This window comes from Shewanella holmiensis, from assembly GCF_025370255.1.
Taxonomy (GTDB): Bacteria; Pseudomonadota; Gammaproteobacteria; order Enterobacterales; family Shewanellaceae; genus Shewanella; species Shewanella holmiensis.
Genome location: NZ_JAMTCD010000001.1, coordinates 189,307 through 213,170, shown reverse-complemented (window position 1 = coordinate 213,170; position 23,864 = coordinate 189,307). Strand labels below are relative to the sequence as shown.

General features: G+C 41.5%; 22 protein-coding genes. 13 read left to right on the top strand and 9 right to left on the bottom strand.

From position 1 onward, the window contains the following. Positions 1 to 212: 212 nt before the first annotated feature. From NE535_RS00925 to NE535_RS00910, 4 genes are all read right to left on the bottom strand, one after another. Positions 213 to 671 carry a hypothetical protein gene (locus NE535_RS00925; protein WP_261296817.1) on the bottom strand — a complete coding sequence of 153 codons (459 nt, stop codon included), beginning with the start codon at positions 669 to 671 and terminating at the stop codon, positions 213 to 215. A gap of 12 nt (positions 672 to 683) precedes the next feature. After that, a complete protein-coding gene (locus NE535_RS00920; protein ID WP_261296816.1) occupies positions 684 to 968 on the bottom strand; it encodes an EF-hand domain-containing protein in 285 nt (94 codons plus the stop codon). Positions 969 to 1,061: 93 nt separating this feature from the next. Beyond that, entirely contained in the window at positions 1,062 to 1,727 is a 666-nt protein-coding gene (locus NE535_RS00915; protein WP_261296815.1) for a response regulator, read from the bottom strand. Positions 1,728 to 1,740: 13 nt separating this feature from the next. Continuing rightward, positions 1,741 to 3,186 (bottom strand): ATP-binding protein, encoded by a 1,446-nt coding sequence (locus tag NE535_RS00910; RefSeq protein ID WP_261296814.1) that lies wholly within the window; start codon positions 3,184 to 3,186, stop codon positions 1,741 to 1,743. Between the two features lie 646 nt (positions 3,187 to 3,832). On the opposite strand from NE535_RS00910, the gene NE535_RS00905 reads away from it, so the two are divergent. The 10 genes from NE535_RS00905 (at position 3,833) to NE535_RS00860 (ending at position 13,631) form a co-directional block, all read left to right on the top strand. After that, positions 3,833 to 5,017: a thiolase family protein gene (locus tag NE535_RS00905; RefSeq protein ID WP_261296813.1), complete on the top strand. Its 1,185-nt coding sequence runs from the start codon at positions 3,833 to 3,835 to the stop codon at positions 5,015 to 5,017. Positions 5,018 to 5,145: 128 nt separating this feature from the next. Next, entirely contained in the window at positions 5,146 to 6,639 is a 1,494-nt protein-coding gene (locus tag NE535_RS00900; protein ID WP_261296812.1) for a CoA-acylating methylmalonate-semialdehyde dehydrogenase, read from the top strand. Between the two features lie 106 nt (positions 6,640 to 6,745). Then, positions 6,746 to 7,903, top strand: coding sequence for an acyl-CoA dehydrogenase family protein (locus NE535_RS00895; RefSeq protein ID WP_261296811.1), 1,158 nt, complete (start codon positions 6,746 to 6,748; stop codon positions 7,901 to 7,903). A 72-nt stretch (positions 7,904 to 7,975) separates the two neighbouring features. Further along, positions 7,976 to 8,770 (top strand): enoyl-CoA hydratase, encoded by a 795-nt coding sequence (locus NE535_RS00890; RefSeq protein WP_261296810.1) that lies wholly within the window; start codon positions 7,976 to 7,978, stop codon positions 8,768 to 8,770. Next, positions 8,770 to 9,885 carry an enoyl-CoA hydratase/isomerase family protein gene (locus NE535_RS00885; protein ID WP_261296809.1) on the top strand — a complete coding sequence of 372 codons (1,116 nt, stop codon included), beginning with the start codon at positions 8,770 to 8,772 and terminating at the stop codon, positions 9,883 to 9,885. Before NE535_RS00890 ends, NE535_RS00885 begins: the two co-directional genes overlap by 1 nt. A gap of 12 nt (positions 9,886 to 9,897) precedes the next feature. After that, a complete protein-coding gene (gene mmsB / locus NE535_RS00880; protein ID WP_261296808.1) occupies positions 9,898 to 10,803 on the top strand; it encodes a 3-hydroxyisobutyrate dehydrogenase in 906 nt (301 codons plus the stop codon). A 12-nt stretch (positions 10,804 to 10,815) separates the two neighbouring features. Further along, complete coding sequence (locus tag NE535_RS00875; protein WP_261296807.1) at positions 10,816 to 11,574, top strand: SDR family oxidoreductase; 759 nt, start codon at positions 10,816 to 10,818, stop codon at positions 11,572 to 11,574. A gap of 99 nt (positions 11,575 to 11,673) precedes the next feature. After that, positions 11,674 to 11,895, top strand: a complete 222-nt coding sequence (locus NE535_RS00870; RefSeq protein ID WP_261296945.1) for a hypothetical protein — start codon at positions 11,674 to 11,676, stop codon at positions 11,893 to 11,895. Positions 11,896 to 12,531: 636 nt separating this feature from the next. After that, positions 12,532 to 13,386, top strand: a complete 855-nt coding sequence (locus tag NE535_RS00865) for a virulence protein (RefSeq protein WP_261296806.1) — start codon at positions 12,532 to 12,534, stop codon at positions 13,384 to 13,386. Further along, positions 13,386 to 13,631, top strand: coding sequence for a hypothetical protein (locus NE535_RS00860; RefSeq protein WP_261296805.1), 246 nt, complete (start codon positions 13,386 to 13,388; stop codon positions 13,629 to 13,631). Before NE535_RS00865 ends, NE535_RS00860 begins: the two co-directional genes overlap by 1 nt. 240 nt (positions 13,632 to 13,871) lie before the next feature. Here the strand turns inward: NE535_RS00860 and NE535_RS00855 are convergent, their stop codons facing one another. After that, complete coding sequence (locus NE535_RS00855; RefSeq protein ID WP_261296804.1) at positions 13,872 to 14,417, bottom strand: DUF1415 domain-containing protein; 546 nt, start codon at positions 14,415 to 14,417, stop codon at positions 13,872 to 13,874. A gap of 16 nt (positions 14,418 to 14,433) precedes the next feature. Beyond that, positions 14,434 to 15,033, bottom strand: a complete 600-nt coding sequence (locus NE535_RS00850) for a LysE family translocator (protein ID WP_261296803.1) — start codon at positions 15,031 to 15,033, stop codon at positions 14,434 to 14,436. 331 nt (positions 15,034 to 15,364) lie between these two features. Between NE535_RS00850 and NE535_RS00845 the strand changes: the two genes are divergently transcribed. Further along, positions 15,365 to 15,925, top strand: coding sequence for a DUF4136 domain-containing protein (locus NE535_RS00845; protein ID WP_261296802.1), 561 nt, complete (start codon positions 15,365 to 15,367; stop codon positions 15,923 to 15,925). 111 nt (positions 15,926 to 16,036) lie between these two features. Here the strand turns inward: NE535_RS00845 and NE535_RS00840 are convergent, their stop codons facing one another. The 3 genes from NE535_RS00840 to NE535_RS00830 form a co-directional block, all read right to left on the bottom strand. Continuing rightward, positions 16,037 to 16,864, bottom strand: coding sequence for a DUF2797 domain-containing protein (locus tag NE535_RS00840; protein ID WP_261296801.1), 828 nt, complete (start codon positions 16,862 to 16,864; stop codon positions 16,037 to 16,039). 138 nt (positions 16,865 to 17,002) lie between these two features. Further along, positions 17,003 to 18,874, bottom strand: a complete 1,872-nt coding sequence (locus NE535_RS00835) for a GGDEF domain-containing protein (RefSeq protein WP_261296800.1) — start codon at positions 18,872 to 18,874, stop codon at positions 17,003 to 17,005. A 306-nt stretch (positions 18,875 to 19,180) separates the two neighbouring features. Then, entirely contained in the window at positions 19,181 to 19,690 is a 510-nt protein-coding gene (locus tag NE535_RS00830; RefSeq protein WP_261296799.1) for a glycine cleavage system transcriptional repressor, read from the bottom strand. A gap of 191 nt (positions 19,691 to 19,881) precedes the next feature. Between NE535_RS00830 and NE535_RS00825 the strand changes: the two genes are divergently transcribed. Further along, the gene (locus NE535_RS00825; RefSeq protein ID WP_261296798.1) at positions 19,882 to 22,134 is read left to right on the top strand and encodes an ABC transporter permease subunit; all 2,253 of its coding nucleotides are present in this window, start codon (positions 19,882 to 19,884) and stop codon (positions 22,132 to 22,134) included. Positions 22,135 to 22,192: 58 nt separating this feature from the next. Then, positions 22,193 to 23,851 (top strand): phosphate ABC transporter permease PstA, encoded by a 1,659-nt coding sequence (gene pstA / locus NE535_RS00820; RefSeq protein ID WP_261296797.1) that lies wholly within the window; start codon positions 22,193 to 22,195, stop codon positions 23,849 to 23,851. Positions 23,852 to 23,864: the final 13 nt, after the last annotated feature.

Here is a 23,864-nt window from a genome sequence, read left to right as displayed (position 1 = left end):
CAAATATGGAAGTGTTAACTAATGTGGTGAAGTGTTAACTGTGATGTTGATGGATGTGAATCTAGAAATAAAAAACGCTACCTAATGAATCAAGTAGCGTTATTGTTTTTCACTTGGCACTTGGCACTTGGCACTTGGCACTTGGCACTTGGCACTTGGCACTTGGCACTTGGCCGTAAGTAGTAATTAACTAGTAATGATAATTACTCATTTTAAGCGGTGGTATTAATCACAGACTCGCCGTCATCAATGCCAAATTTTTCGTATAATTTAGAAAAAATATCTTCTTTGTCTGCACTACTAAGCTCATTTTGTCCTGTCTCAGCAAGCTTTGCAGCAACCATTTCAATCAAAAAGTTTGAAATGCTACTGATCTCTTCAGAGCTTTGTTCTGGTGGTGGCGGAGGTCGGTGTTCGCCGCCAGCAAGTTCACCTATGTTTTTCGCATCAAAGCCGAGTTCGGCCATTGCACTTTCTAACTCTTTACCTGGTTGAATACCTGCGTCAGACAATGTTTCAATAATCGATTGTGCATCTGATGATGTTAGGTTTTCAGTATCGTATTCTGACAATGTATCCGTTAAAAGTTGTTGTTGATCTTCCGTTAATGGCTGAGAGCTTCTGGGAGGAGGAGGGGGCATTGAGCCACTTGAACCAATTGAGTTAATCATTGAACTTCTCCTTCATCTCTTATTTTTACGGGGTGGTTTATGATCATTAAATTCTTGCTCTGAGATCACGCCATCTGCATTGGCATCAATATGGTTGAATATTGTTTCGTAATCATCATGTGGATGAGGCAAGGCTGCAAATTCGGACAATTCAACGATGCCATCATTATTGCTATCGATTGAAGAAAACTCTGGGCGAGGTGGTTTACGCTCATCTTGTGAATCTTTATTTTGCGCCAATGCTTGTCCAGCTAGCATTGACAGTAAAAGCGAGGTAACGACTATGTATTTTTGCATTTGGTTAGTACTCTAGTTGTTAAACATAACACTAGTTTAACGACCAAATATGCAAGCAATGTGCAAAAATAAAGGAAAGTGCAGGCAATCAGCTTACAAAACTAAACGATAACCTGTGCCATAAACTGCCTGTATCCAGTCTTTGCCGTCGCTTATGTCGGCTAACTTCTTGCGAAGCTTTTTAATGTGACTGTCTATGGTGCGGTTATTCACAATCCGATTATCTGAATACATATTTCTCATCAACTGTTCTCGACTAAAAATACGATCTGGTTTTTCGATTAGTGGGGTAAGTAATTGGAACTCAAAAGCGGTAAGTGCTGTTTCTTGATTGGCGAATGAAACGGTTAAACGGTGTGCGTTGAGCTTTAATTGGTTTAAGTTATTATTCACGGTTTTGCTTCTACGTAACACAGCTTTGACTCTTGCAACGACTTCTCTTGGGCTAAAAGGCTTGCAAATATAATCGTCGGCGCCTAATTCCAACCCCAGTAAGCGATCAATTTCATCAACTTTTGCTGTCACCATTAAAATAGGTACATCCGAGAACTGGCGGATTTCTTTGCACAAATCTATGCCATTTTTACCTGGCAACATAATATCAAGCAGAATAACTTGCGGCTGATGCTCTTTTACCCATGCGATGACTTCATTACCATGATGAATTAAATGCGGTGTTAGCTCAGTTTGTGAAAAGTAGTCAGCCAACAAGGTTGCCAACTTTACTTCATCTTCGACAATTAATATTGAATTTAACATGGCGACAGATCTTCTAATCGTTATGGGTTATTGGAAGGATAATTTCAACGGCTAAGCCACCCATCGTTGAGTGATTAGCGCTGATACTTCCATGATGGGCATCGACGATTTGCCGACATATGGACAAACCTAATCCGGTTCCACCGTCTTTTCTGTTTCTAGCGTCATCGACTCGATAGAGATAGTCGAACAAGTGCTTTAAATGCCTATCTTCTACACCAACACCATCATCTTCAATAATAATTATTGCCCTATCAATTCGGTCATGAACTGTCAAATTGAGGGATATTTTCAGCTGACTGGCTTTGGAATACTTAATCGCATTATTGACAATATTTTCTAGCAGTTGGTTGAGTCGAGTTTTGTCTGCATTAATGATTAATTGTTGAGGGCAAAACGCTGTGGTTAAAGAAATACCTGCGTTTGCTAAATAGCCTGCGAACTTTTCTGATTCATCACTGAGCAAGTTATTTAAGCTAAGCGATGATTTTTGATAACGTACCGCACCCACATCTGCTGTCGTTAGTAGATGTAGATCTTCAATTAATCGCTGAAGGTGAATGACTTCATCATTAGCAGAGCTGATATTATTTTTTGTCAATGGACGAATGTTGTCTAGCATTGCTTCTAGCTCACCTCTAATAATTGACACTGGGGTGCGCAATTCATGAGAAATGTTTGCCAGCCACCGCTTTCGAGACTTTTCACTTTCGCATAGGGTCATCGCCAATTCATTATAGTCTTTGCTTAAATCTCCTAGTTCGTCTTTTCTTTTCAAATGAATGCTTTGATCGTACTCACCCAAGGTTAGTTTATGAATTCCATTAGCGATTAGCTTAACGGGGATAACTAAATGACGAGATAACGCTATGGTCACAGTTGCCACGAAGAAGATGGCAATTAACGCAATCACCCACAAAAACTGCTTTTGTTGCTTAATAAAGTCAAATTCATAACCTTCTGTAAGTCGGTCATATTTAGCCGTTAAAAGGAAACCAATGGTTTTGTTATTCAGTGTTATTGGGATTTCTATAAACTCGTCAGCAAAAATATTTTTCCCCGCAACTAGCTCACCGTTTAAATCGAGTAGTGCAAAATGAGGGCGTCTAGGAGGTTGTCTATGCTTTGGTGGCGGCATTCTTGAAGCGTCAGCATTGGGAGGTGGTGATGCTCTTCTTGGTTGCTTTTCTCGACGAGGAGGCGGTGTGTTGTCTTCTTGGACGCTTTCGATTATATGAAGGAATCGATTATGTTTACCGTCCATACTGGCCCAGCTACCCTCTTTTTGATAGATAGTGGTAAGTTCGCTTATTGCTGGCTGTAATCGTTCAATCTCTTTATTGTTTACGTATTCCTGCATGCCCTTATTTATGCTGCTTTGCACTAACATCATCAAGGCTGCTATCAAAGCAACACTCAAACCAAACAAAATAAAAAACAGCTTATTTTGAATATTCATAGAATTAGGGCTCCTCTACGACATTAATCTGATCGCTAAAATCGGAGCGAATAATGGTTTGATTATATGAGTAGAAAGATTATATACAATAAATGTGCAAACATTGTGTAAGTATCAAAACTTTAGGCTAAAAATATTATTAAGGTATAAAACCTGCTAATGCCTGTTTTATTTTAAATTATTAAAATACAGAACGCGTAATCAATAGTGCAGGGCTACCGCATGAGTGATTGTATTTCATACAGCTTGTGAACGTTTATTAAACGAAACGCCGTGAAATCATCCATGATGGCCCAAATATAAAAGAATAACTGCGTCCATGCAGTTGATATTCGATTAATAAACTTCCACTAATTGAGCGAAAAGTATTCGCGATCTCACCCTGAACAATAGTGGAGTTTGGCACATCCGACAATAAAGCAAATTGTTCTCCTATATCTGCAAATATTGATGGCTGGCGATACTCAACTCAATTCGCTAAAACCCTTGTCATAACGGTAAATCCTTTCAAGTGTAAATCTTCACTGACAATTAGCATCAAAATTCTTCTACTCTGACGTTTCATATTTGCTTGCTTTACGTTCGCGTAAACGTCAAAGTGGGTTAATGTTATTAAATTTGTCAGTTTGTTGAATGGAGTTTTTATATGAGCAGTCAGGGCCAAGATATTGTCATTGTTGCAGCAAAGCGTACCCCAATGGGTGGCTTCCAAGGTTCACTGTCCGCAGTGAAATCCCCAGCCTTGGCGGCTGCCGCTATTCAAGGTTTACTTGCCGAATGTGGTATTGCTTCTTCTAGCGTTGATGAAGTGTTAATGGGTTGTGTGTTGCCAGCGGGTTTAGGCCAGGCACCAGCTCGTCAAGCTACATTAGGGGCTGGTTTACCGCTTTCTGTTGGCGCTACTACGGTTAATAAAGTTTGTGGCTCAGGAATGAAAACCGTGATGCTAGCCCATGATTTAATTAAAGCCGGTAGCAGCGATATCGTTATCGCTGGTGGCATGGAAAGCATGAGTCAGGCCCCGTACCTTCTTGATAAAGCGCGAAGCGGGATGCGTATGGGTCATGGCAAAGTGATGGACCATATGTTTTTAGATGGCCTTGAAGATGCTTATACCGGTGGTGCAATGGGGACATTTGCACAAAAAACGGCAGATGATTATGGCTTAACCCGTGAGCAAATGGATGCGTTTGCACTTAGCTCGCTTGAAAAAGCCAACAACGCGATTAACTCCGGCGCTTTTAAGGCTGAAATTACTCCTGTTACGGTAAGCGATCGTCGTGGTGATGTTGTTGTCGACACCGATGAACAACCAGGTAATGCCCGTCCTGAAAAGATTCCAAGTTTACGTCCTGCCTTTACCAAAGACGGTACGATCACTGCGGCTAATTCTAGCTCAATTTCTGATGGTGCTGCGGTTTTATTACTGATGACACGAGAAAATGCTGCCAATTTAGGCTTAACTGTTTTAGCTACCATCAAAGGTCACACTACCCATTCACAAGAGCCAGCCATGTTCACTACAGCACCTGTCGGCGCGATGAACAAATTGCTTGGTAAAGTGGATTGGACAAAAGATGATGTTGATTTATTTGAAATTAATGAAGCCTTTGCCATGGTCACCATGTTAGCTATTTCTGAACTCGGTTTAGATGCCAATAAAGTCAACGTTAATGGCGGTGCATGTGCATTAGGTCATCCTATTGGTTGTTCAGGTGCGCGCTTGTTAGTGACACTCATTCATGCATTAAAAGCCCGCGGCTTACATCGTGGTGTCGCATCATTATGTATTGGCGGCGGTGAAGCCGTTGCTATGGCGATTGAAGTATAAAGCGACAAACTAACGTTCAACAAGACAAGCATTAATGAGCAATAACCCGACACATAGTGATTGGGACAAATACAACATCATCGCCATTAATGCTTACCCCGATTTAATCTGGTTCGAAGGGAAATATTATGACCACACAAGTAAAACATTATATTGATGGCGAGTTCACTGTTGGTAAAGGTACTCACAATATCGACGTCACGAACCCTATCAATAATGGTGTGATTGCTAAAATCAATGCAGCAACTCCTGCTGAAGTTGAACAAGCCATTCACAGTGCAAAAGAAGCGTTTAAAACTTGGAAAGAAGTGCCTGTTTCTGAGCGTGCAAGAGTGATGTTGCGTTATCAGCATTTGTTGAAAGAAAACCACGATCAAATCGCGACTATTTTAGCCCAAGAAACCGGCAAAACGTTCGAAGATGCCAAAGGTGATGTGTGGCGTGGTATTGAAGTGGCTGAGCATGCTTGTAACATTGCCTCATTAATGATGGGCGAAACCGTTGAAAACGTCGCTCGTAACATTGATACCTACAGCTACACCCAGCCATTAGGAGTGTGTGCAGGTATTACGCCTTTTAACTTCCCTGCGATGATCCCGTTATGGATGTTCCCTCTTGCTATAGCCTGCGGTAATACTTTTATTTTAAAGCCTTCAGAACAAGATCCAATGACCCCACAACGTCTTGTTGAATTGTTTGTTGAAGCTGGCGCGCCTAAAGGCGTATTACAGTTGATTCACGGTGATAAAGTGGCGGTTGATATTTTACTGCGCGATCCTGCCATTAAAGCGATTTCATTTGTCGGCTCAGTGGGCGTTGGCCAATATATTTACAAAACGGGTACCGATAACCTTAAACGCGTACAAGCATTTGCAGGTGCTAAAAACCACTGCGTGATCATGCCAGATGCCAGTAAACAACAAGTGATTAATAACTTAGTGGGCGCATCAGTGGGCGCGGCGGGCCAGCGTTGTATGGCGATTTCAGTTGCGGTATTTGTGGGTAAAGCAAAAGAGTGGATCCCTGAGTTAAAAGAAGCGCTGGCTAAAGTGCGTCCAGGTTTGTGGAATGACCCTGAAGCGGCCTATGGTCCTGTTATCAGCCCAGCAGCTAAAACGCGCGTGTTAAGCCTGATTGAACAAGGTAAACAAGAAGGCGCTGAATGTTTACTTGATGGCAGCGATTTTACTGTTGCAGGATATGAGTCGGGTAACTGGGTAGGCCCAACCATGTTTACCAAAGTCACAACAGACATGAGCATTTACAAAGAAGAAATCTTTGGCCCAGTTTTATGCTGTATGGAAGCAGACAGCTTAGACGATGCCATTGAGCTAGTGAATAACAGCCCTTACGGAAACGGTACCTCAATCTTTACGGCATCTGGCGGTGCTGCACGTAAATACCAACATGAAATTGAAGTCGGTCAAGTGGGTATTAATGTGCCAATTCCTGTGCCTTTACCTTTCTTCTCATTTACGGGGTGGAAAGGCAGTTTCTATGGCGACCAGCATGCGTATGGCAAGCAAGCCGTACGTTTTTACACTGAGACCAAGACCATTACTTCACGTTGGTTTGAAACCGACGCGGTATCTGGTCCAAATATGAGTATCAATCTCAAGTAGTGATTCAAGTAATAAGAAAACAAGACCTTATGGCAGGCTACACTTGTGTTCGCCTGCCAATAAATGACCCAAGAGTCATCAGTCAGAACAAAGTAGGAGCCCCTCAATGGATTTTAATTTAAATGAAGATCAACGCCAGTTTGCCGATCTTGCCCGTCAATTCGCAGCCGATGAATTAACCCCGTTTGCCGCTAAATGGGATGAAGAGCATCACTTCCCTAAAGATGTTATCCAAAAAGCGGGCGAGTTAGGTTTTTGCTCATTGTACTCGCCAGAGTCAGAAGGTGGCATGGGGCTATCTCGTTTAGATGCCTCGATCATATTTGAGGAGTTATCCTACGGCTGTACCGCCACAACCGCCATGTTAACAATTCATAATATGGCTACTTGGATGGTCACTACCTGGGGAACAGAAACCCTACGCAGTCAATGGTCTGAAGGCTTAACAACCGGCCAGCTATTAGCCTCTTATTGCCTTACAGAGCCAGGTGCCGGCAGTGATGCCGCCTCATTGCAAACTAAAGCTGTGCGCGAAGGTGATGATTACATCATTAACGGCTCAAAAATGTTTATTTCAGGCGCCGGTGAAACCGAGTTGTTAGTGGTGATGTGCCGAACGGGTGAAGCTGGGCCTAAAGGGATTTCTGCTATCGCTATTCCGGCGGATGCTGTCGGTGTGACCTACGGTAAAGCCGAAGACAAAATGGGTTGGAATGCTCAACCTACACGACTAATTAGTTTTGAAAACGTGCGAGTTCCCGTTGCCAATCTGTTAGGCGAAGAAGGCCAAGGTTTTACTTTTGCCATGAAAGGCTTAGATGGCGGGCGGATTAATATTGCCACGTGTTCAATTGGTACAGCACAATCAGCACTCGATCGCGCTACTCAGTATATGAATGAGCGTAAGCAGTTTGGTAAGCCGTTAGCGGCGTTTCAAGCATTACAATTTAAATTAGCCGATATGGCTACCGATTTAGTTGCTGCAAGGCAAATGGTGCGTTTAGCGGCATTTAAGCTGGATACCCAAGACCCAGAATCAAGTGCATATTGTGCTATGGCGAAACGCTTTGCCACTGATGTTGGTTTTCAGGTCTGTGATGCGGCGCTGCAAATTCATGGTGGCTATGGTTACATTCGAGAATACCCACTTGAGCGTCATTTCCGTGATGTACGCGTGCATCAAATTCTTGAAGGTACCAATGAAATTATGCGGTTAATTATTGCCCGTCGTCTGCTGGATGAAAACGCCCATCCTATTCGTTAAGCCATTCTATTCATCAATAGGGGCGAATTAGCGCAGACGAGATAATTTCAGCAGACGATTAAGGTTTACATCATGACAACCGATACCACAGCAACAGATGCCATTTGGGTACGAATTGATGGCAACACTGCCATTATAAAAATGAACAATCCGCCGGCCAACACATGGACCGCGGCCAGTTTACAAGCACTGAAAGCCAAAGTACTTGAACTGAATGAAAATAAAGATATCTATGCCTTAGTGATCACTGGTCAGGGCGAGAAGTTTTTCTCTGCTGGTGCCGATCTAAATTTGTTTGCCGATGGCGACAAAGGCAATGCGGCTACCATGGCCAAACATTTTGGTGAGGCATTCGAAACCCTCAGTGCATTTAGAGGCGTATCAATTGCCGCCATTAATGGTTATGCCATGGGTGGTGGATTAGAAGTGGCATTAGCTTGTGATATTCGTATTGCTGAAGCACAAGCGCAAATGGCATTGCCAGAAGCGACGGTAGGGTTATTACCCTGTGCGGGTGGTACGCAAAACTTAACCGCTTTGGTGGGTGAAGGCTGGGCAAAACGGATGATTTTATGTGGTGAGCGCATTGACGCGGCTAAAGCTGAAAAAATCGGGTTGGTTGAAGAGGTCTTTGAACAGGGGCAAGCACTCGATGCGGCACTTGCATTAGCTGCAAAAGTGGCTAAGCAATCACCGAGTAGTGTGGCAGTGTGTAAAACCCTCATTCAAGCCGGACGCACTATGCCTTGCAAACAGGCGTTGCCGTTAGAGCGTGAATTATTTGTGGGTTTGTTTGATACCCAAGATCAAGCTGAAGGCGTAAATGCCTTTCTTGAAAAACGTAAACCGAATTGGAAGAATGCCTAATGACTCAAGATGTAATTTTTCAAACCCTTGGCACATTATCGGGCAAGTCGATTGGGGTTGTGACCTTAAATATTGAAAAAGCCCTTAATGCATTGAACATTAACATGGTGCAGGCCATGACCAAGCAGCTAAAACAATGGCAAACTGATGCGAATATTGCCTTGGTAGTGCTTGATGGCAGCGGTGATAAAGCGTTTTGTGCGGGTGGTGATGTACGGGCTATTTACCATGCCTCAATTGCTAATCCGCATAAAATGACCGACGAAGCCTGTGATTTTTTCACCCAAGAATACCAACTAGATTATTTACTGCATCAGTTCGGTAAACCTGTTTTAGTTTGGGGAGATGGTATTGTGATGGGCGGCGGTTTAGGTTTAATGGCCGGCGGTTCTCATCGCGTGCTCACTGAACGTAGCCGAATTGCTATGCCTGAAGTCACTATCGGCTTATATCCTGATGTGGGCGGCAGTTATTTTTTAAATCGCATGCCAGGTAAAATTGGCCTGTTTTTAGGGTTAACAGCCTACAACATGAATGCTGCAGATGCTTTATACGTCAATGTTGGTAATCACTTTTTAGCCAGCGATGATAAAGAGCCTTTATTTGATGCCTTAGCTGACATTCATTGGAATGATAAAACTGAGGTGAACCATCAGGCGCTGACGCAGTTATTAAATGTCATGCAAGATAACGTTAGCGTTGAAATTGGCGACAGCCCACTAGAAGCATTTCAACAGCAAATCGATTTATTAATGTCTGGCGATATTGAAGATGTGCATTATCAATTATCCAGCTTGCAAACAGAATTAGACTGGCTAAAGCGCGCCCAAAAAACCGCCTTAGCAGGCAGCCCATTAAGCTGGCACTTGGTGTTTGCCCAGGCACAATTAGGCACTGAATTAAGTTTAGCCGACTGTTTTAAATGGGAGCTAGGGATCAGTGTAAATTGTTGCGCCCATGGCGATTTTTGTGAGGGAGTGCGCGCACTGTTAATTGATAAAGACCGCAATCCACAATGGCGATTTAATGATGTAACACAAGTCACCGATGATGCGCTTGCCGCATTATTAACGTCACCTTGGCAAGCTCATCATCACCCATTAAAAGACTTTTAAAAGGAATTAAACATGGCAACAGTAGCATTTATCGGACTTGGTAATATGGGCGGCCCAATGGCGGCTAATTTAATTAAAGCTGGCATAACGGTAACTGTGTTTGACTTAAATCCACAGGCCGTAGCAGCCTTAACCGACCAAGGCGCATTAAGCGCCAAAACAGCGTGTGGCGCAGCGGCATCAGCCGACTATGTCATTACTATGTTACCCGCGGGCAAGCATGTTCAAAGTATCTACATTGGTGATGACAATAATAAAGGTTTATTAGATGTTGTCGGCAAAGACACCTTATTAATTGATTGCTCAACCATTGATGCGCAAACGGCACAAATCGTCGGTGCTAAAGCGGCAGAAAATGGCATTGAATTTATGGATGCTCCAGTATCTGGCGGCACAGCAGGTGCTGCAGCCGGTACGTTAACCTTTATTTGTGGCGGCAGTGATGTTGCTTATGCTAAAGCACAAACGGTATTAACTGTGATGGGCGCAAATATCTTCCATGCTGGTCAGGTAGGCGCAGGACAAATTGCTAAAATTTGTAATAACATGCTGCTTTCAGTGTTGATGGTCGGTACTAGCGAGTCTTTGCAATTAGGCATAGATAACGGTTTAGATCCCAAAGTATTGTCTGATATCATGAAAGTCAGCAGCGGCGGAAACTGGACGCTGGAAAAATATAACCCTTGTCCAAATGTGATGGATAATGTGCCATCATCAAAAGGATACCAAGGCGGCTTTATGGTTGACTTAATGGTGAAAGACTTAGGCTTATCACAACAGGCAGCGTTAGCTTCAAACTCAAGTACACCAATGGGCGCATTAGCGCGTAGTTTGTATGTTAACCATGCTCGACAAGGCCATGGTCGTCTTGATTTCTCGAGCATTTTTGAACAGTTTGCAAATCAAAATAAAAAGTAAAAGGATCCGGTAATGGAATTAAAAGATAAGGTTGTCGTCATCACAGGTGGCGCGGGTGGATTGGGTCTTGCCATGGCGCATGATTTAGCGGCCCAAGGTGCAAAATTGGCGCTTATCGATGTAGACCAACAAAAACTTGAGCAAGCGTGTGCTGATTTAGGTGCCACGACTGAAGTGCAAGGCTATGCGTTTGACATTACCGACGAAGAAGATGTAGTAGCGGGTTTTAATTTTATTCGTGAAGACTTTGGTCATATTAATGTGTTAATCAATAACGCTGGTATTTTACGTGATGGACTAATGGTTAAGGCTAAAGACGGTAAAGTGGTTGACCGTATGTCTTTTGAAAAGTTCCAGTCAGTGATCAACGTTAATTTAACCGGCACCTTTTTATGTGGTCGTGAAGCCGCTGCAGTCATGATTGAAACCGCTCAGCAAGGCGTGATCATCAACATTTCGAGCTTAGCCAAAGCCGGCAATATGGGGCAGTCCAATTATTCTGCTTCAAAGGCGGGAGTAGCGGCAATGGCAGTAGGTTGGGCTAAAGAGTTAGCTCGTTACAATATTCGCGCAGCGGCAGTTGCTCCTGGTGTTATTGCTACCGAAATGACCGCAGCCATGAAGCCTGAAGCGTTAGAGCGTTTAGAGAAAATGGTACCAGTAGGACGTTTAGGTGAAGCTCATGAAATAGCTTCTACTGTGCGTTTTATTATTGAAAACGACTATGTAAACGGTCGTGTATTTGAAATTGATGGCGGTATTCGCTTGTAATCTTAAGCGTGGTATTATCGTTACACAAAGCCGAGCTTAGCTCGGCTTTTTGCTGTGAGTATTGATACTTTTAAAAAAGGGCGAAAAGTGAACATTTCAATGTTAGAGCTGTGGATTAAAAAGGTTATGCTGGTGGTAGGCATATTAGGCGTCATCGTAATGTACGGCGGCTTTCTATACCTTCTATTTAGCGGGCGATCAACCGCGGGACTGCCGTGGTTTTTACTGATTTCTCCGTGGATTTGTATTTATTTTGGTTTGTCACAAACCAAACAAATTGCCACTATTGACTGGTTTAAAAGTAAGTTTACCCGTAATTAAAAGCCTATATCGCGCTGATTATTTGCACCTTTGCTTCTAATTATCAATATGTCCAGATACTTATTAATCCAGCGATATGTATCTTATTCATGATGCAAGCATCTCTATGGGCTTACCACCGAAAACAGGTCTTTGTAATTAAATTAACCAGTGTAAGTTATTCATAATAATATCAAAGGGTTATTATTTTAATCAGTGGTACTGAAAAGTCACTTAATAGGATAACTAACCAAAGCTTAATTCGCTTTAGCCGAACCCTTCTGACAGTGTTTGTTGGCCATTTTACTGCGTTAATAGCTTATTATGTTTATTAACCAGCGTCTCAGTAAAGTGCTTGGTTTTTTGATGCGGAAGATGTTGTTTATTTGTGAGTTCAAAAGTATTTTCTTATAAATAATCATTTTCTAAGCCAACAACATCAGCTTATGCCTTTGTTATTTTTAGCTAAATATTTTTAAGTATCTCAACTATGAATAGCCGGATGTTGATATTAGGTAATAATTCACATAATTTAAGCTTTGGTTATTCTTAGATAGCACTTATTGAATCAAATTTCATAACAACAAACACAAATTTGAGCCTTTTATTGGCACATTGGGTTCTTATTTAATCTCAATTCTGCCGTATAAGGTATTTATGTATAAGATTTCTTTGGCTTCAGCCATCGTATTTTTTCCTAGCTTATGTTTCGCGAACGATAGCGAAATTGAAGTGCCCAAAAAGTATGAGCGAACTTTTCCTGTTTGGGCTCAAGAAGCGATAGACAGGGGGTATGAGCTACCTTTGCCGTTTGGTTTTGGCGCGACCTATATGACCATGGAACAGCCTTTGGTGGTTGAGAGTGTAACCTTTTCCGGCTTAGGACTTGTTGATGATCTCGTCTCGATTAAAGGCAGTGAAGCAATTCAAGAGTCGGATACCACGACGTTTCGCGCCGATATGTGGGTGCTACCGTTTTTAAATTTTTACGGCATTATCGGTAAAACCAAAGGCAGCAGTGTTGCTAATGTGACGGTAAACCTTGCATTACCACCGCCATTTAAACCTGTAGAATCAGCTCCATTTGATTTTATTCTAGACTTTGAAGGCTTAACCTATGGCGGAGGGGGCACGATCGCAGGTGGGATTGGCAATTGGTTTGCTTTACTTGATGTTAATTACACCAATACCGATTTAGATATTTTGGATGGGGAAATTAGTTCAATCGTGGTTTCACCGCGTGTTGGCTATCAATTTAAAATAGCTAACCATAACACTCAGGTATGGATTGGTGCTATGTACCAAGATGTGGAGCAAAACTTTAGTGGCAATTTGGCCGACATTGGCGTACCTATCGCGAGTGGAAAATTTGAAGTGAACCAACATCTAGCTAATAAATGGAATGGCTTGATTGGCGGCCAAATCACACTTGGAAAAGGTTTTGATCTTTTACTCGAAGGTGGTTTAGGGACACGTAAAAGCTTTATGGCTGGCATAGGTTATAGATTTTGATGTTGAAAAAACTCATCGGTGTTAGCTTATTCATTATTCTACTGAGTGGTTGTAGCATTGTTGGTGTTGTTGATCACCATCAACAACGCACAGTCGCTAATGCAGGGTTTGAACGGCAAGAAATCGCGCTAAAAGAGGGCGGTGAGCTACATTATTGGCAAGGTGGCGACACCTCTGCGCCCGCTATTCTATTGCTACATGGTTTTGTGGCACCGGCACGATTGCAGACTCAATTGATGAGTTAAGCTTTGACCATCTTCTGCCTAACATGGGTGTTGGTTACCGTTTAGAAGTGAAGCCTAAAGTGAATTTACGCTTAGATTTGGCTTATGGTAAAGGTGATTCAGGCTTTTATTTTAATGTGAATGAAGCTTTCTAAGCTGTTGATGTGAGACGTTGATAACAACTAAGGGCTGCTTTGCAGCCCTTAGTTGTTTCTGAAGATTAATAATCACTTTCGTTAATCTATAACTAATTAGAATCTATTAACGCTTGCACTGCTCAAGTAATTTGATGAAAAAGTCCGTTCCTTTACGCTCTGCAAACGCGATATTTCGCTGTGGAATTGATTCTGGGTCATCATAACTAGCCAAGGCTAATTCCATGCTTGCTTCACGAATAATATGTAAGGTCGGGTAGGGCGCACGATTGGTATAATTTGCAGCACTGTCCTGTGGTTCGCCATCAAAACAATAGTCTGGATGAAAACTGGCAATCTGAAAAACACCTTCAAAGTCATGTTGCACTAATATATCGTTGGCAGAATCAACCAGATCAAGATACGAATAAAAGCCTTCAAAGCCCCGCGGTAAAATGAATAGCGTTGTTTCAATTTTTGGCGTTTTTTCAAGCAGTTTGCATTCGCCGATAAATGCTTGCAGCACAGCTTTGACTTTTGTTTGTTCACAGGCGTGATATCGTATACTGCTGCGTTCAACTTCCCGTCGAGCAAAGGGGCAGATGTTGTACTTCATAATTACTTGTTTGACCCAGTTTTCAGATTCCGCGATGCAAGGGTGAAGATCAGTCATAATTGGGCCTAAAGCATTAGTGATTTGGAATGACCATTGGAATAATGGATGCGACTAGTAATATTGCCATACTGACGTTAAAAATACGCTGTTGACGCTCATTCTTTAAAATACGTTTTAAAGCAACGCCAAAACTTAACCATACAATCGCACAGGGAAAAGCTACGCATAAAAACACGCTGGCAATAGTGATAATTTGAGGGGTAAGAGCTTGATTCACCGAAGTAAAGGTAGCAATAGCGCCAACTGCCATAATCCAACCTTTAGGGTTAACCCATTGAAATGCAGCGGCTTGAATGAAACTAAAAGGCTTACTGACTTTTTTTCCTTCCATTTTACTGCTGCTATTAGCAATCAACCATGAAAGATACAATAAGTAAATTATACCAAGGACTTTAATCACTGTGTGCAGTATAGGATAGGCTTGAAATACCGCGCTCATACCTAAACCTACCGCAAGGATCATTGCGGGAAAGCCTAGGCTAATACCTAACAGATGAGGCACACTTTGCTTAATACCGAAGTTAACTCCAGAAGTCATCAACATGATGTTATTAGGACCAGGAGTGATACCTGAAGAAAAAGCAAATAAAGCAATGGCAAAGATCAGTTCCATGGTGCTGTAAGCTTACTCAAATAATAAATTATGATGGCAGGCATTCTAGCGGGTTACTTAATGACAATCTAATAAAATGTGTAGCGAGTTTGCGGATTGAATTAAACGTTGTTATCTCGGATTGAACGGGTTAGCTTATTATGAGGAACTGTGTAAATTTTAAGGTTGTTTTTACAGTGTGTGACTGTTTATTGTTACGAATTGGCTGCACTATATTTGTGCAGTTCTCATTGATAACTTTATCGCAAAAATACCTAATCAGCCAACAGCGTCAAGCTTTATAAATGTTTGTTCACTATCTTAAAAATGTCATTATAAAGGATTGTTATTGATGTTAAAAAATGTAAATCGAGTTATCTTCAGTTTGTGCCTTGTTATCGTTTCGGCCTGTACAACCAAGGACCTTGAGCCAGCCCTTGCAAACCGAATCACCATGGTGACCAGTGGCGATGTTTCGCTAGTGTCAGCAACCTATGCTTGGCATCAAACTATGTTTTCTGTCCATACTAAAAATAAACAAGATGAAGAATCATTACGTGACCATTTGCGTCAATCTGTTAATAAAGTGATGGCTGCAAAGGGTTATACACAAGTGGCTTTGACTGACTCTCCGCAAATGCTGATTGGATTTGGCATGGCATTAGAGTCTGAAATGAGTGATACAGAGATATTAGCTAAAGCAGGGTTAGTGCCAGGCTTGTCAACACATGGCGTTGATAACAATCTCGAGAAAGGCTCTGTGCTGATAGCGTTTTTTAATCCTTTAGTTAAAGAGCCTTACTGGCGGGTATTGGCTCAAGGATTTATTGATCATAATAAAAGTGTTGATAAAAGAGCGGAGCGATTTGATGATTTATCCAAAGTGATGCTGAGCGCGATTCCGTCTAGGTAGTCTTTGAATATTACCAATCAGTATAATTATGTCATCAGTTATACTGATTGGTATTTCAATCGCAAAAAGGCACACCTTTATGACTGTTTACCGATTTGGCAACCTGCAGAATTAAATGCTGTCGTGGCTAACTTCAACTTCGTATGATCCAAACTTGCGAATATTAATCACGCCAGTATCAAACAATAAATATTGGCCTTTAATACCTTGTAAAATACCGCTGACCTCAGCCACTTTATCAAAATTATGCGACTTAACTTTGACTGGAAATTGCTCAATAGGATATTGAATAGCCTGAATATTCGAGTCTAAGCGCTCTATCACAACATCATCATATTGCGCTGCAATCTGTTGTAGTTTTTGTTCTATTAAAGGAATAAGCGTTGCCGCCTGGGACACTAAATCCACATCATCGTTATGACCTTTAAGCATGGCTTGCCAGTGCGTTTTATCATTAATGAATTTAGCTAATTCAATTTCGATTAGTCCAGATAATTTACGTGTCGCCACTTTGAATATTGGGAGTCCCTGGGTGGCACCTTGATCAATCCAGCGTGTCGGAATTTGGCTATGACGGGTGATACCCACTTTGATACCGGAAGTATTTGATAAATAGACATAATGTGGAACAAAGCAGTGACTTTTCGCCCATTCCGGCTCGCGGCAAGTGCCTTGATCAAAGTGGCAGGTTTCTGGTTTCATTATGCACATATCACAGCTAGCAAGCTTTTGCATACACACATAACAGTGGCCTTGGGAATAACTTTTTTTGGTTTTTTTCCCACAATTACAACAAAAAATATTACCCGTGTGGGTTAAAGTTAGCGATTTACCTATTAATGGGTTAAGGGCAACAAGTGCATCACCTACGGGCAATTGATATTGCACTTCATTGACATCATTTAGTGTTGTTTTAAGTTTTGACAGAGTACCTAACATTCGCGTTCCAATAATCAGCTTTGCTGCTTAGTTTAACAGAATTTACTCTGAAAATAGGAAGCAATTAACCCTGATATTGGACCTCTAAAGAAATGCTGGTGATGATTTAACCGAGTATCTTGCTTGTTCCTCATGGAGTTAAGCACATTGTCTAGCTAAATAGACTTTATTTTTACCGAAAAACTTGGCTTGATATAAGGCCTTATCCGCTTGCATTACAAGATCTTGCAGTGCAGAGGACGATGGCTCAATTTCTGATACGCCCAAGCTAATGGTAAAGTTAATTTTTATGTCTCCGAAGATAAAGGTTTTTTCGGCAATGCTGTTTCTGAGGCGTTCCGAAATCGCTACCGCTTCTTGTTCACAGGTATTGGGTAGCACAATTAAGAATTCTTCTCCGCCTATACGACCGACTAAATCTTGTTTTTTGATGCTGCTTTTGGCTTTATTTGCTAGCGACTTTATGGCTAAGTCGCCAATATGATGACCATACTTATCATTGATCTCTTTAAAATTATCAATATCAAAAATGATCACCGATGCAGGTTTATTCTTTTTAATACAGCGCTTAACAAGTTGCTCGCCTTTGATATAGGTATAACCTCTGTTAGCAATTTTTGTTAAAAAATCAGTTTGAGAGCGCTTTTTATAAGTGTTGAGGAAAAATATCAGCAAAATACCCAGAGTTGATGCCAGTAGCGCGATGATGGTGAGGGTTAAATCGTTGATGTGTTCTTTATCTCGAATGGCCGCTAATTTGAGTTCATTGATTGCCAGTTTATTTACTAACAATTGTTTTTCAAATTCGGTCACGTTGTTTTGATGCTTTAATGCGGAGTTAATGACTTCATTATTTAACATGCTTTGATTTTTTTCACGCTCTTCATCAATCAATTTAAATAACAAATTGGTTGCTGTTAAATAATCTTTATTGCCAAAAGCTATAATGGCATCAGCTTTTAAAATCATTTCACTTTTGTCAGCTCTAAACGATCCATCTTGCTTAAATAAATGTGCCATTTCGGCAGCTTGTATGGCCTGACCGTTTCGCATATAGGCTAATGCGAGAAACAAATAACTGCTGCTAATAAAGTAATGTTCTTGAGTGGTGTGCTTGAGTTCGATAGCTTTGTTTAAATGAAATATCGCTTGCTGAAAATCGTAGGTTCTTAATCCTAATCTCCCGGCATTTAAATTGGCAAAAAAATATAAATCTTTAAATTCTGGAGCATCATGGGCTAATTGAAACTGTTGGTCGACATTTGCTTGAGCTTGTATCCAATTACTCAATTTAATACTCTGGCTAAACATGTTATGTAGCATGTTAAACATGTCTTGTTTATCGTTGATAGTTTGCCAGGTTTGATAGGCTTTTTCAAAATTATCATAACCTTGTTGGTGCATACCTATATTACGATATAGGCTACCTGTGGCATTATAAATCATGGCTTTACGGTTAGCGTTCAAATGATCGCTTTTATCGACAATGGCTAATGCTTCATCGAGTAACGCAATACCAATATGAAAGTTACTCGCGTCTTCATAGCAAAAAGCATTTTGGGTAAGGGTTTTGGTGAGCAGCTCCATATTATTGTGCTGCCTTGCGTAATCAAGTGCTTTGACTCTGTCGATACAATAGACCGCAGGGTCATTGGTTTTAAGGTAATTGGCAAAAGATCGCTCAAGATGGCTGTCGATAAGAATGTCAGTGACAGGAAGCGATTCAACATATGAAATGCCTTTATCATAGCTGGCTATTGATAAATCGAGTTGGCGGGTTTGTTCAAACAACTGCCCGTATTGAAAATAAAATTTGGCTTTATCTTCAGCTGAAAAACCACTGTTATCCAAATCGAATTGATTGAGGTGAGCAATGCTTTGTTCAGCAGAATGGGTACTAGCGTAGTTTTTTAACTCAGTTAAAACATCATTGGCATGCGATAAACCGCAAAAAAGTGCTGTAGTAATAGCGACTAAAGTCATGATCATTTGGGAGATGTGTCTTTCCATGTATTCCTCAGCACTAAGTGTCCTTTTAGTTGGCTAATGAAGATTATCATAAATACATGTTTTGTATAGTGATTAGACCAGTGTTTGAGATGTTTTAATCAATGAGAGTCAGTTTTAGTGCATAGCTCTGCCTAAGCTTAGATTATGGGGGAAACACTAAAACTGGTGTGGTTAACAGTATGTTGTGCTTTAGGTGTTAACTAGAGGTTAAAGAGGAACCCTCGAAAATAGTCTTGTTTATCCTAATGAGTACTTATTTACGAGGGTAAATCGTGTTTTCAATTCATTTTAGCAGTTATTTAGCGACTAAGCCGTTGCCTTACTGACTTTATCAAGCACAACATCATCACCCATTTTATAAAGTTGTTCGATAATTTGCTCTTCTTGAGTCAGTTCAGTTAGCCCTAAGCGCATATTGGCTCTGAACAAGGCGACACCGGTATGACCAGCGGTTTCATACTGGCTACTAAACTGCTCAATATTTACCCCTAATGCGTTAAGGCTATTGGAAATTTGCAATACTAATCCAGGACGGTCATAGGCAACTAATTGATAACTTACATGCTTAATGGGTTGCGCCACTTGGCTGGCTTGCGAGTAGGTTAGTGATAAACCCTCTATGCATTCAAGGGCATCGACCAGTTCATCCCATTTTTCCAGTGGAAGCTCTAATTGTAATATTGCCGCAAATATACCGTCGATATGACGCATTTCTGAATCTAACCAATTACCATTATTTCGGCTAACCGCATTGGCAATTTGTTCAACTAAACCTTTTCTATCAGGTGCTTGCAGAGTGACTAAATATCGCATCATAAATGTTTTCTCCTACAAAAAATTAAACCGTTGACTGTAACACTACTGTCATCTTTACGTAATATAATCGCAGCCACTTATCATTGGGTTAATAATAAATGATTTGTTGTTTTGAATTATTTATTGTTAACACAGTAATTTACACAATCAAAGCGCTAATGCTAGTGAATGATTAAATATAGAGGTTCTTAATGGAAAGTCAGGTAAGTCAGCCTGGTTCTGCGGCTAAAAGTCTACTCGTAGATCGCTATGCAACCCGTAGGGCATTTAAGGATAAGGCAGCACAAATTGGCGTAACGGTTGGCGGCACTATGGTGTTTGTCGCGTTATTGTTGATTTTTTTCTATCTGCTTTATGTTATTAAACCCATTTTTGATGGTGCTGATATTCAACCCGTTACAAAAGTTGAGCTTCAGCATACTGATTCACCCACATTAATGGTGGGAAGTGACGAGCAAAATGAAGTGCTTTTTCGTGTTGCCAATAATGGTCAAATTGACTTTTACTCATCAGTAACTAACCAGCTTATTTCATCTCATACGATTAAGATCCCAGAAGGCACTACCGTGACTAGTAGTGTGAAGTCTAGTCCAAACGAGCAGCGCATTGCATTAGGCTTAAGCAGCGGTGAGGTTGTCGTTGTTGGTATTGATTTCAATGTCACTTATCCTGATAACCAACGTTTAATCACCCCTAAAGTGCAATACTTAAACGATAAGCCATTATTGATTAATCCCAATGGCGCAGTGTATCACTTAGCTTTTGATTATTCAGATAGCCGCATGAGTTTCGTGTTCCAAGACCAAAATGGTGTTTGGAATATCAATCGCCAAGATGGCGAAGAAAATATGATGACAGAAGAAGTCGAATGGACTGCTTATCATTCTGCCATTGAAGAGGCGCCGTCAAAATCACTAACACCTTTAATGACGCCCGATCACCGTCAATTGATTTTACCTGCCGCTAATAAGCTGTATGTTTATGATATTCGTGATGCCGAATCTGTTGAGTTATTACAGGTTGTTGATGTTACAAGAGGTGAGGCGACTGTTAAACAAGTTAATTTATTGGCAGGAGCAAGCTCAATACTGGTGAGTTATAACACTGGGGTTGTCAGTCAATACTTTCAGGTCAACAGCGATAATGGCCGTTTGTATCAGCACATTCGAGAATTTGATCATTTAGCGCCGATAGACACCATGGCGGTTGAGTTTTATCGTAAAAGCTTTGCAGTGTTAAGCCCTGAGGGGGAACTCACACTGCTTTATACCACCAGTCAACGTGAGTTATTTGACGAGAAATTCGATCTACCAAATCCGGGATTAATGTCGTTTAGCCCACGCTCAAACGCATTAATCATTGAAGCTGACAAAAAATTACACCTGTTTGCCGTTGAAAACAGCCACCCAGAAGTTTCTTGGAGCGCTATGTGGCAAAAGGTGTGGTACGAAGGTTACCCTGAGCCGCAATACGTGTGGCAGTCAACTTCTGGTTCTGATGACTTTGAAGCAAAATTAAGCTTAATGCCATTGGCGTTTGGTACCATGAAAGCCGCATTTTATGCGATGCTATTTGCTGTTCCTCTAGCGATTGCTGGCGCAATTTATACCGCTTACTTTATGACGCCTAAAGTGCGTAATGTTGTTAAACCGACCATCGAAATTATGGAAGCCTTACCTACGGTTATTTTAGGTTTCCTAGCGGGGTTATGGTTAGCACCGCTGATTGAAGATCACTTGCCTGGTATTTTATTACTGCTGTTTTTACTGCCTACATCGATTCTCGTCAGCGCCTTTGGCTGGAGTAAATTACCGCAAAAGTGGAAACAACGCTTACCTGAAACCTATCAAGAGTTAATGTTAATTCCAGTTATTATCTTTGTAGGTTGGTTGTCGTTTGCAATTAGCCCAACCATTGAAGTGATGTTTTTTGATGGAAATACCCGCCAATTTATTACCAATGACCTTGGTATTACTTTCGACCAACGTAACGCGTTAGTCGTGGGTATTGCGATGGGGTTTGCGGTTATTCCTACGATTTTCTCTATCGCAGAAGATGCTATTTTCTCCGTACCACGTCACTTGTCTAACGGCAGTTTGGCGCTGGGAGCAACTAACTGGCAAACCTTAACTCGTGTGGTGTTATTAACTGCCAGCCCAGGTATTTTCTCGGCAATTATGATGGGATTAGGCCGCGCAGTAGGCGAGACCATGATTGTACTGATGGCAACAGGTAACACGGCTATTTTGGAGTGGAGTGTGTTTGAAGGGATGAGAACGCTGGCTGCTAACATTGCTGTTGAAATGCCTGAATCGGCTATCGGTTCATCACATTATCGTGTGCTGTTCTTAGCGGCATTTGTTCTGTTTATCTTCACGTTCGTGTTCAACACGATTGCCGAAGTTGTCCGTCAGCGTTTACGTGACCGCTACAGCTCACTTTAAGGAATGATGATGACATTTATCAATACAATTTCAGCAGTCGTCTTAAGAGGTTTATGCAATGGGTAAGTGGTTTAAATCAGGTTCACCCTGGATATGGATGACTGGCGGTGCTGTGAGTATCAGCTTAATTGCCGTACTAGGACTGTTGTTACTGATTGCATGGCGTGGTCTAAGTTACTTTTGGCCTGCAGATGTTTATCAGTGGGAGTTACAGGATCAACAGGGAAATAAAAGCACGCTTATTGGTGAAATTTATGACCGTGAAGAAGTGCCCACAGAGCGCTTGATTTCAGCGGGACATCAATTTAACCAACACCCAGGTGAGTTTGTGACGCGTTACTTAGTGAAAACAGGTAACCGTGAGTTTGTCGGCTTAGATTTTCGTTGGATATTGGCAACCGATATCGTTAGTCGCAGCACTCCAGCGGATGTGGCTAAGTTTGAACGTACCAAAAACGGCAATTTTTATGGTTATCCTATTGCGGTAATTGAAGATGGTCAGCGCTTAGCATTAGAGGGCGGGGCACTAGAAACCTCATTGATTGAGCATATCAATCGTGCTGTGGATATCAGTAATGAAGCACTAGATCTGCAGAAAAGTGATATCGGCTCAATTAACTATGAAATCGAACGTTTGCGCTTGAAAGAGCGCAAATACGAATTAGAAAATAACTTAACGGCCGAACGTAAAGCCGAAATTGCAGCGGGTATTGCCAAGCTGAATCAAGACTATTTAGTGCTAGAAAAATCGTTATTCGCTTTACGAGATAAAGCGGCACGTGACTCGGTGATTATTCGCGACATGCGCGGCGAAGAAGTTACCTTGAAGTTAGACAGTATATTAGATGTTAACTATGTCAATCACATGTCGTTTATCGGCAAAATTGGCCACTGGTTTACGGGATTAGGTCGATTTGTTAGCCACGACCCACGTGAAGCCAATACTGAAGGTGGCGTATTTCCGGCAATTTTTGGTACCGTATTTATGGTGATGTTAATGGCCGTGATTGTGACACCATTTGGGGTAGTTGCGGCGATATACTTACATGAATATGCTAAAAAAGGCCCTATAACTAAAATGATCCGCATTGCGGTGATCAATTTAGCCGGTGTGCCATCTATTGTGTATGGGGTATTTGGTTTAGGCTTTTTCGTCTATATGCTTGGTGGTTCACTCGATCAATTATTTTACCCAGAAGCATTACCCGCGCCAACCTTTGGTTCACCAGGGGTGATATGGTCAGCATTGACATTAGCTATTTTAACCTTGCCAGTGGTTATTGTATCAACTGAAGAGGGTTTAAGCCGGATCCCTAGTGCGGTTCGCCAAGGTAGTCTTGCGCTAGGCGCAACTAAAGCTGAAACCCTGTGGCGCATTGTGATCCCAATGGCAAGCCCAGCAATTATGACCGGATTAATTCTTGCTGTTGCCCGAGCCGCTGGAGAAGTCGCGCCTTTAATGTTAGTTGGTGTGGTAAAACTGGCTCCGACATTGCCAATAGATATGAATTTTCCATTTGTGCATTTAGAGAGAAAGTTCATGCATTTGGGCTTCCATATTTATGACGTAGGCTTTCAAAGCCCTAACGTTGAGGCTGCGCGTCCATTAGTTTACGCCACCTCATTTTTATTAGTCTCGGTAATTGTGGCGTTAAACTTAACTGCAATTAGCGTGCGTAACCATTTACGTGAAAAATTCCGTTCGCTAGAACACTAATAGCGATATCCTG

Bases quoted from the DNA above. Each gene is read 5' to 3' on its own strand.
- NE535_RS00865 (WP_261296806.1), top strand. From the start codon at position 12,532: ATGTATAAGATTTCTTTGGCTTCAGCCATCGTATTTTTTCCTAGCTTA.
- NE535_RS00905 (WP_261296813.1), top strand. From the start codon at position 3,833: ATGAGCAGTCAGGGCCAAGATATTGTCATTGTTGCAGCAAAGCGTACC.
- NE535_RS00920 (WP_261296816.1), bottom strand. From the start codon at position 968: ATGCAAAAATACATAGTCGTTACCTCGCTTTTACTGTCAATGCTAGCT.
- NE535_RS00870 (WP_261296945.1), top strand. From the start codon at position 11,674: ATGTTAGAGCTGTGGATTAAAAAGGTTATGCTGGTGGTAGGCATATTA.
- NE535_RS00825 (WP_261296798.1), top strand. From the start codon at position 19,882: ATGGAAAGTCAGGTAAGTCAGCCTGGTTCTGCGGCTAAAAGTCTACTC.
- NE535_RS00845 (WP_261296802.1), top strand. From the start codon at position 15,365: ATGTTAAAAAATGTAAATCGAGTTATCTTCAGTTTGTGCCTTGTTATC.
- NE535_RS00890 (WP_261296810.1), top strand. From the start codon at position 7,976: ATGACAACCGATACCACAGCAACAGATGCCATTTGGGTACGAATTGAT.
- NE535_RS00895 (WP_261296811.1), top strand. From the start codon at position 6,746: ATGGATTTTAATTTAAATGAAGATCAACGCCAGTTTGCCGATCTTGCC.
- NE535_RS00875 (WP_261296807.1), top strand. From the start codon at position 10,816: ATGGAATTAAAAGATAAGGTTGTCGTCATCACAGGTGGCGCGGGTGGA.
- NE535_RS00850 (WP_261296803.1), bottom strand. From the start codon at position 15,033: ATGGAACTGATCTTTGCCATTGCTTTATTTGCTTTTTCTTCAGGTATC.
- NE535_RS00860 (WP_261296805.1), top strand. From the start codon at position 13,386: ATGTTGAAAAAACTCATCGGTGTTAGCTTATTCATTATTCTACTGAGT.
- NE535_RS00915 (WP_261296815.1), bottom strand. From the start codon at position 1,727: ATGTTAAATTCAATATTAATTGTCGAAGATGAAGTAAAGTTGGCAACC.
- NE535_RS00830 (WP_261296799.1), bottom strand. From the start codon at position 19,690: ATGATGCGATATTTAGTCACTCTGCAAGCACCTGATAGAAAAGGTTTA.
- NE535_RS00885 (WP_261296809.1), top strand. From the start codon at position 8,770: ATGACTCAAGATGTAATTTTTCAAACCCTTGGCACATTATCGGGCAAG.
- pstA (WP_261296797.1), top strand. From the start codon at position 22,193: ATGGGTAAGTGGTTTAAATCAGGTTCACCCTGGATATGGATGACTGGC.
- NE535_RS00900 (WP_261296812.1), top strand. From the start codon at position 5,146: ATGACCACACAAGTAAAACATTATATTGATGGCGAGTTCACTGTTGGT.
- NE535_RS00840 (WP_261296801.1), bottom strand. From the start codon at position 16,864: ATGTTAGGTACTCTGTCAAAACTTAAAACAACACTAAATGATGTCAAT.
- mmsB (WP_261296808.1), top strand. From the start codon at position 9,898: ATGGCAACAGTAGCATTTATCGGACTTGGTAATATGGGCGGCCCAATG.
- NE535_RS00925 (WP_261296817.1), bottom strand. From the start codon at position 671: ATGATTAACTCAATTGGTTCAAGTGGCTCAATGCCCCCTCCTCCTCCC.
- NE535_RS00835 (WP_261296800.1), bottom strand. From the start codon at position 18,874: ATGGAAAGACACATCTCCCAAATGATCATGACTTTAGTCGCTATTACT.
- NE535_RS00910 (WP_261296814.1), bottom strand. From the start codon at position 3,186: ATGAATATTCAAAATAAGCTGTTTTTTATTTTGTTTGGTTTGAGTGTT.
- NE535_RS00855 (WP_261296804.1), bottom strand. From the start codon at position 14,417: ATGACTGATCTTCACCCTTGCATCGCGGAATCTGAAAACTGGGTCAAA.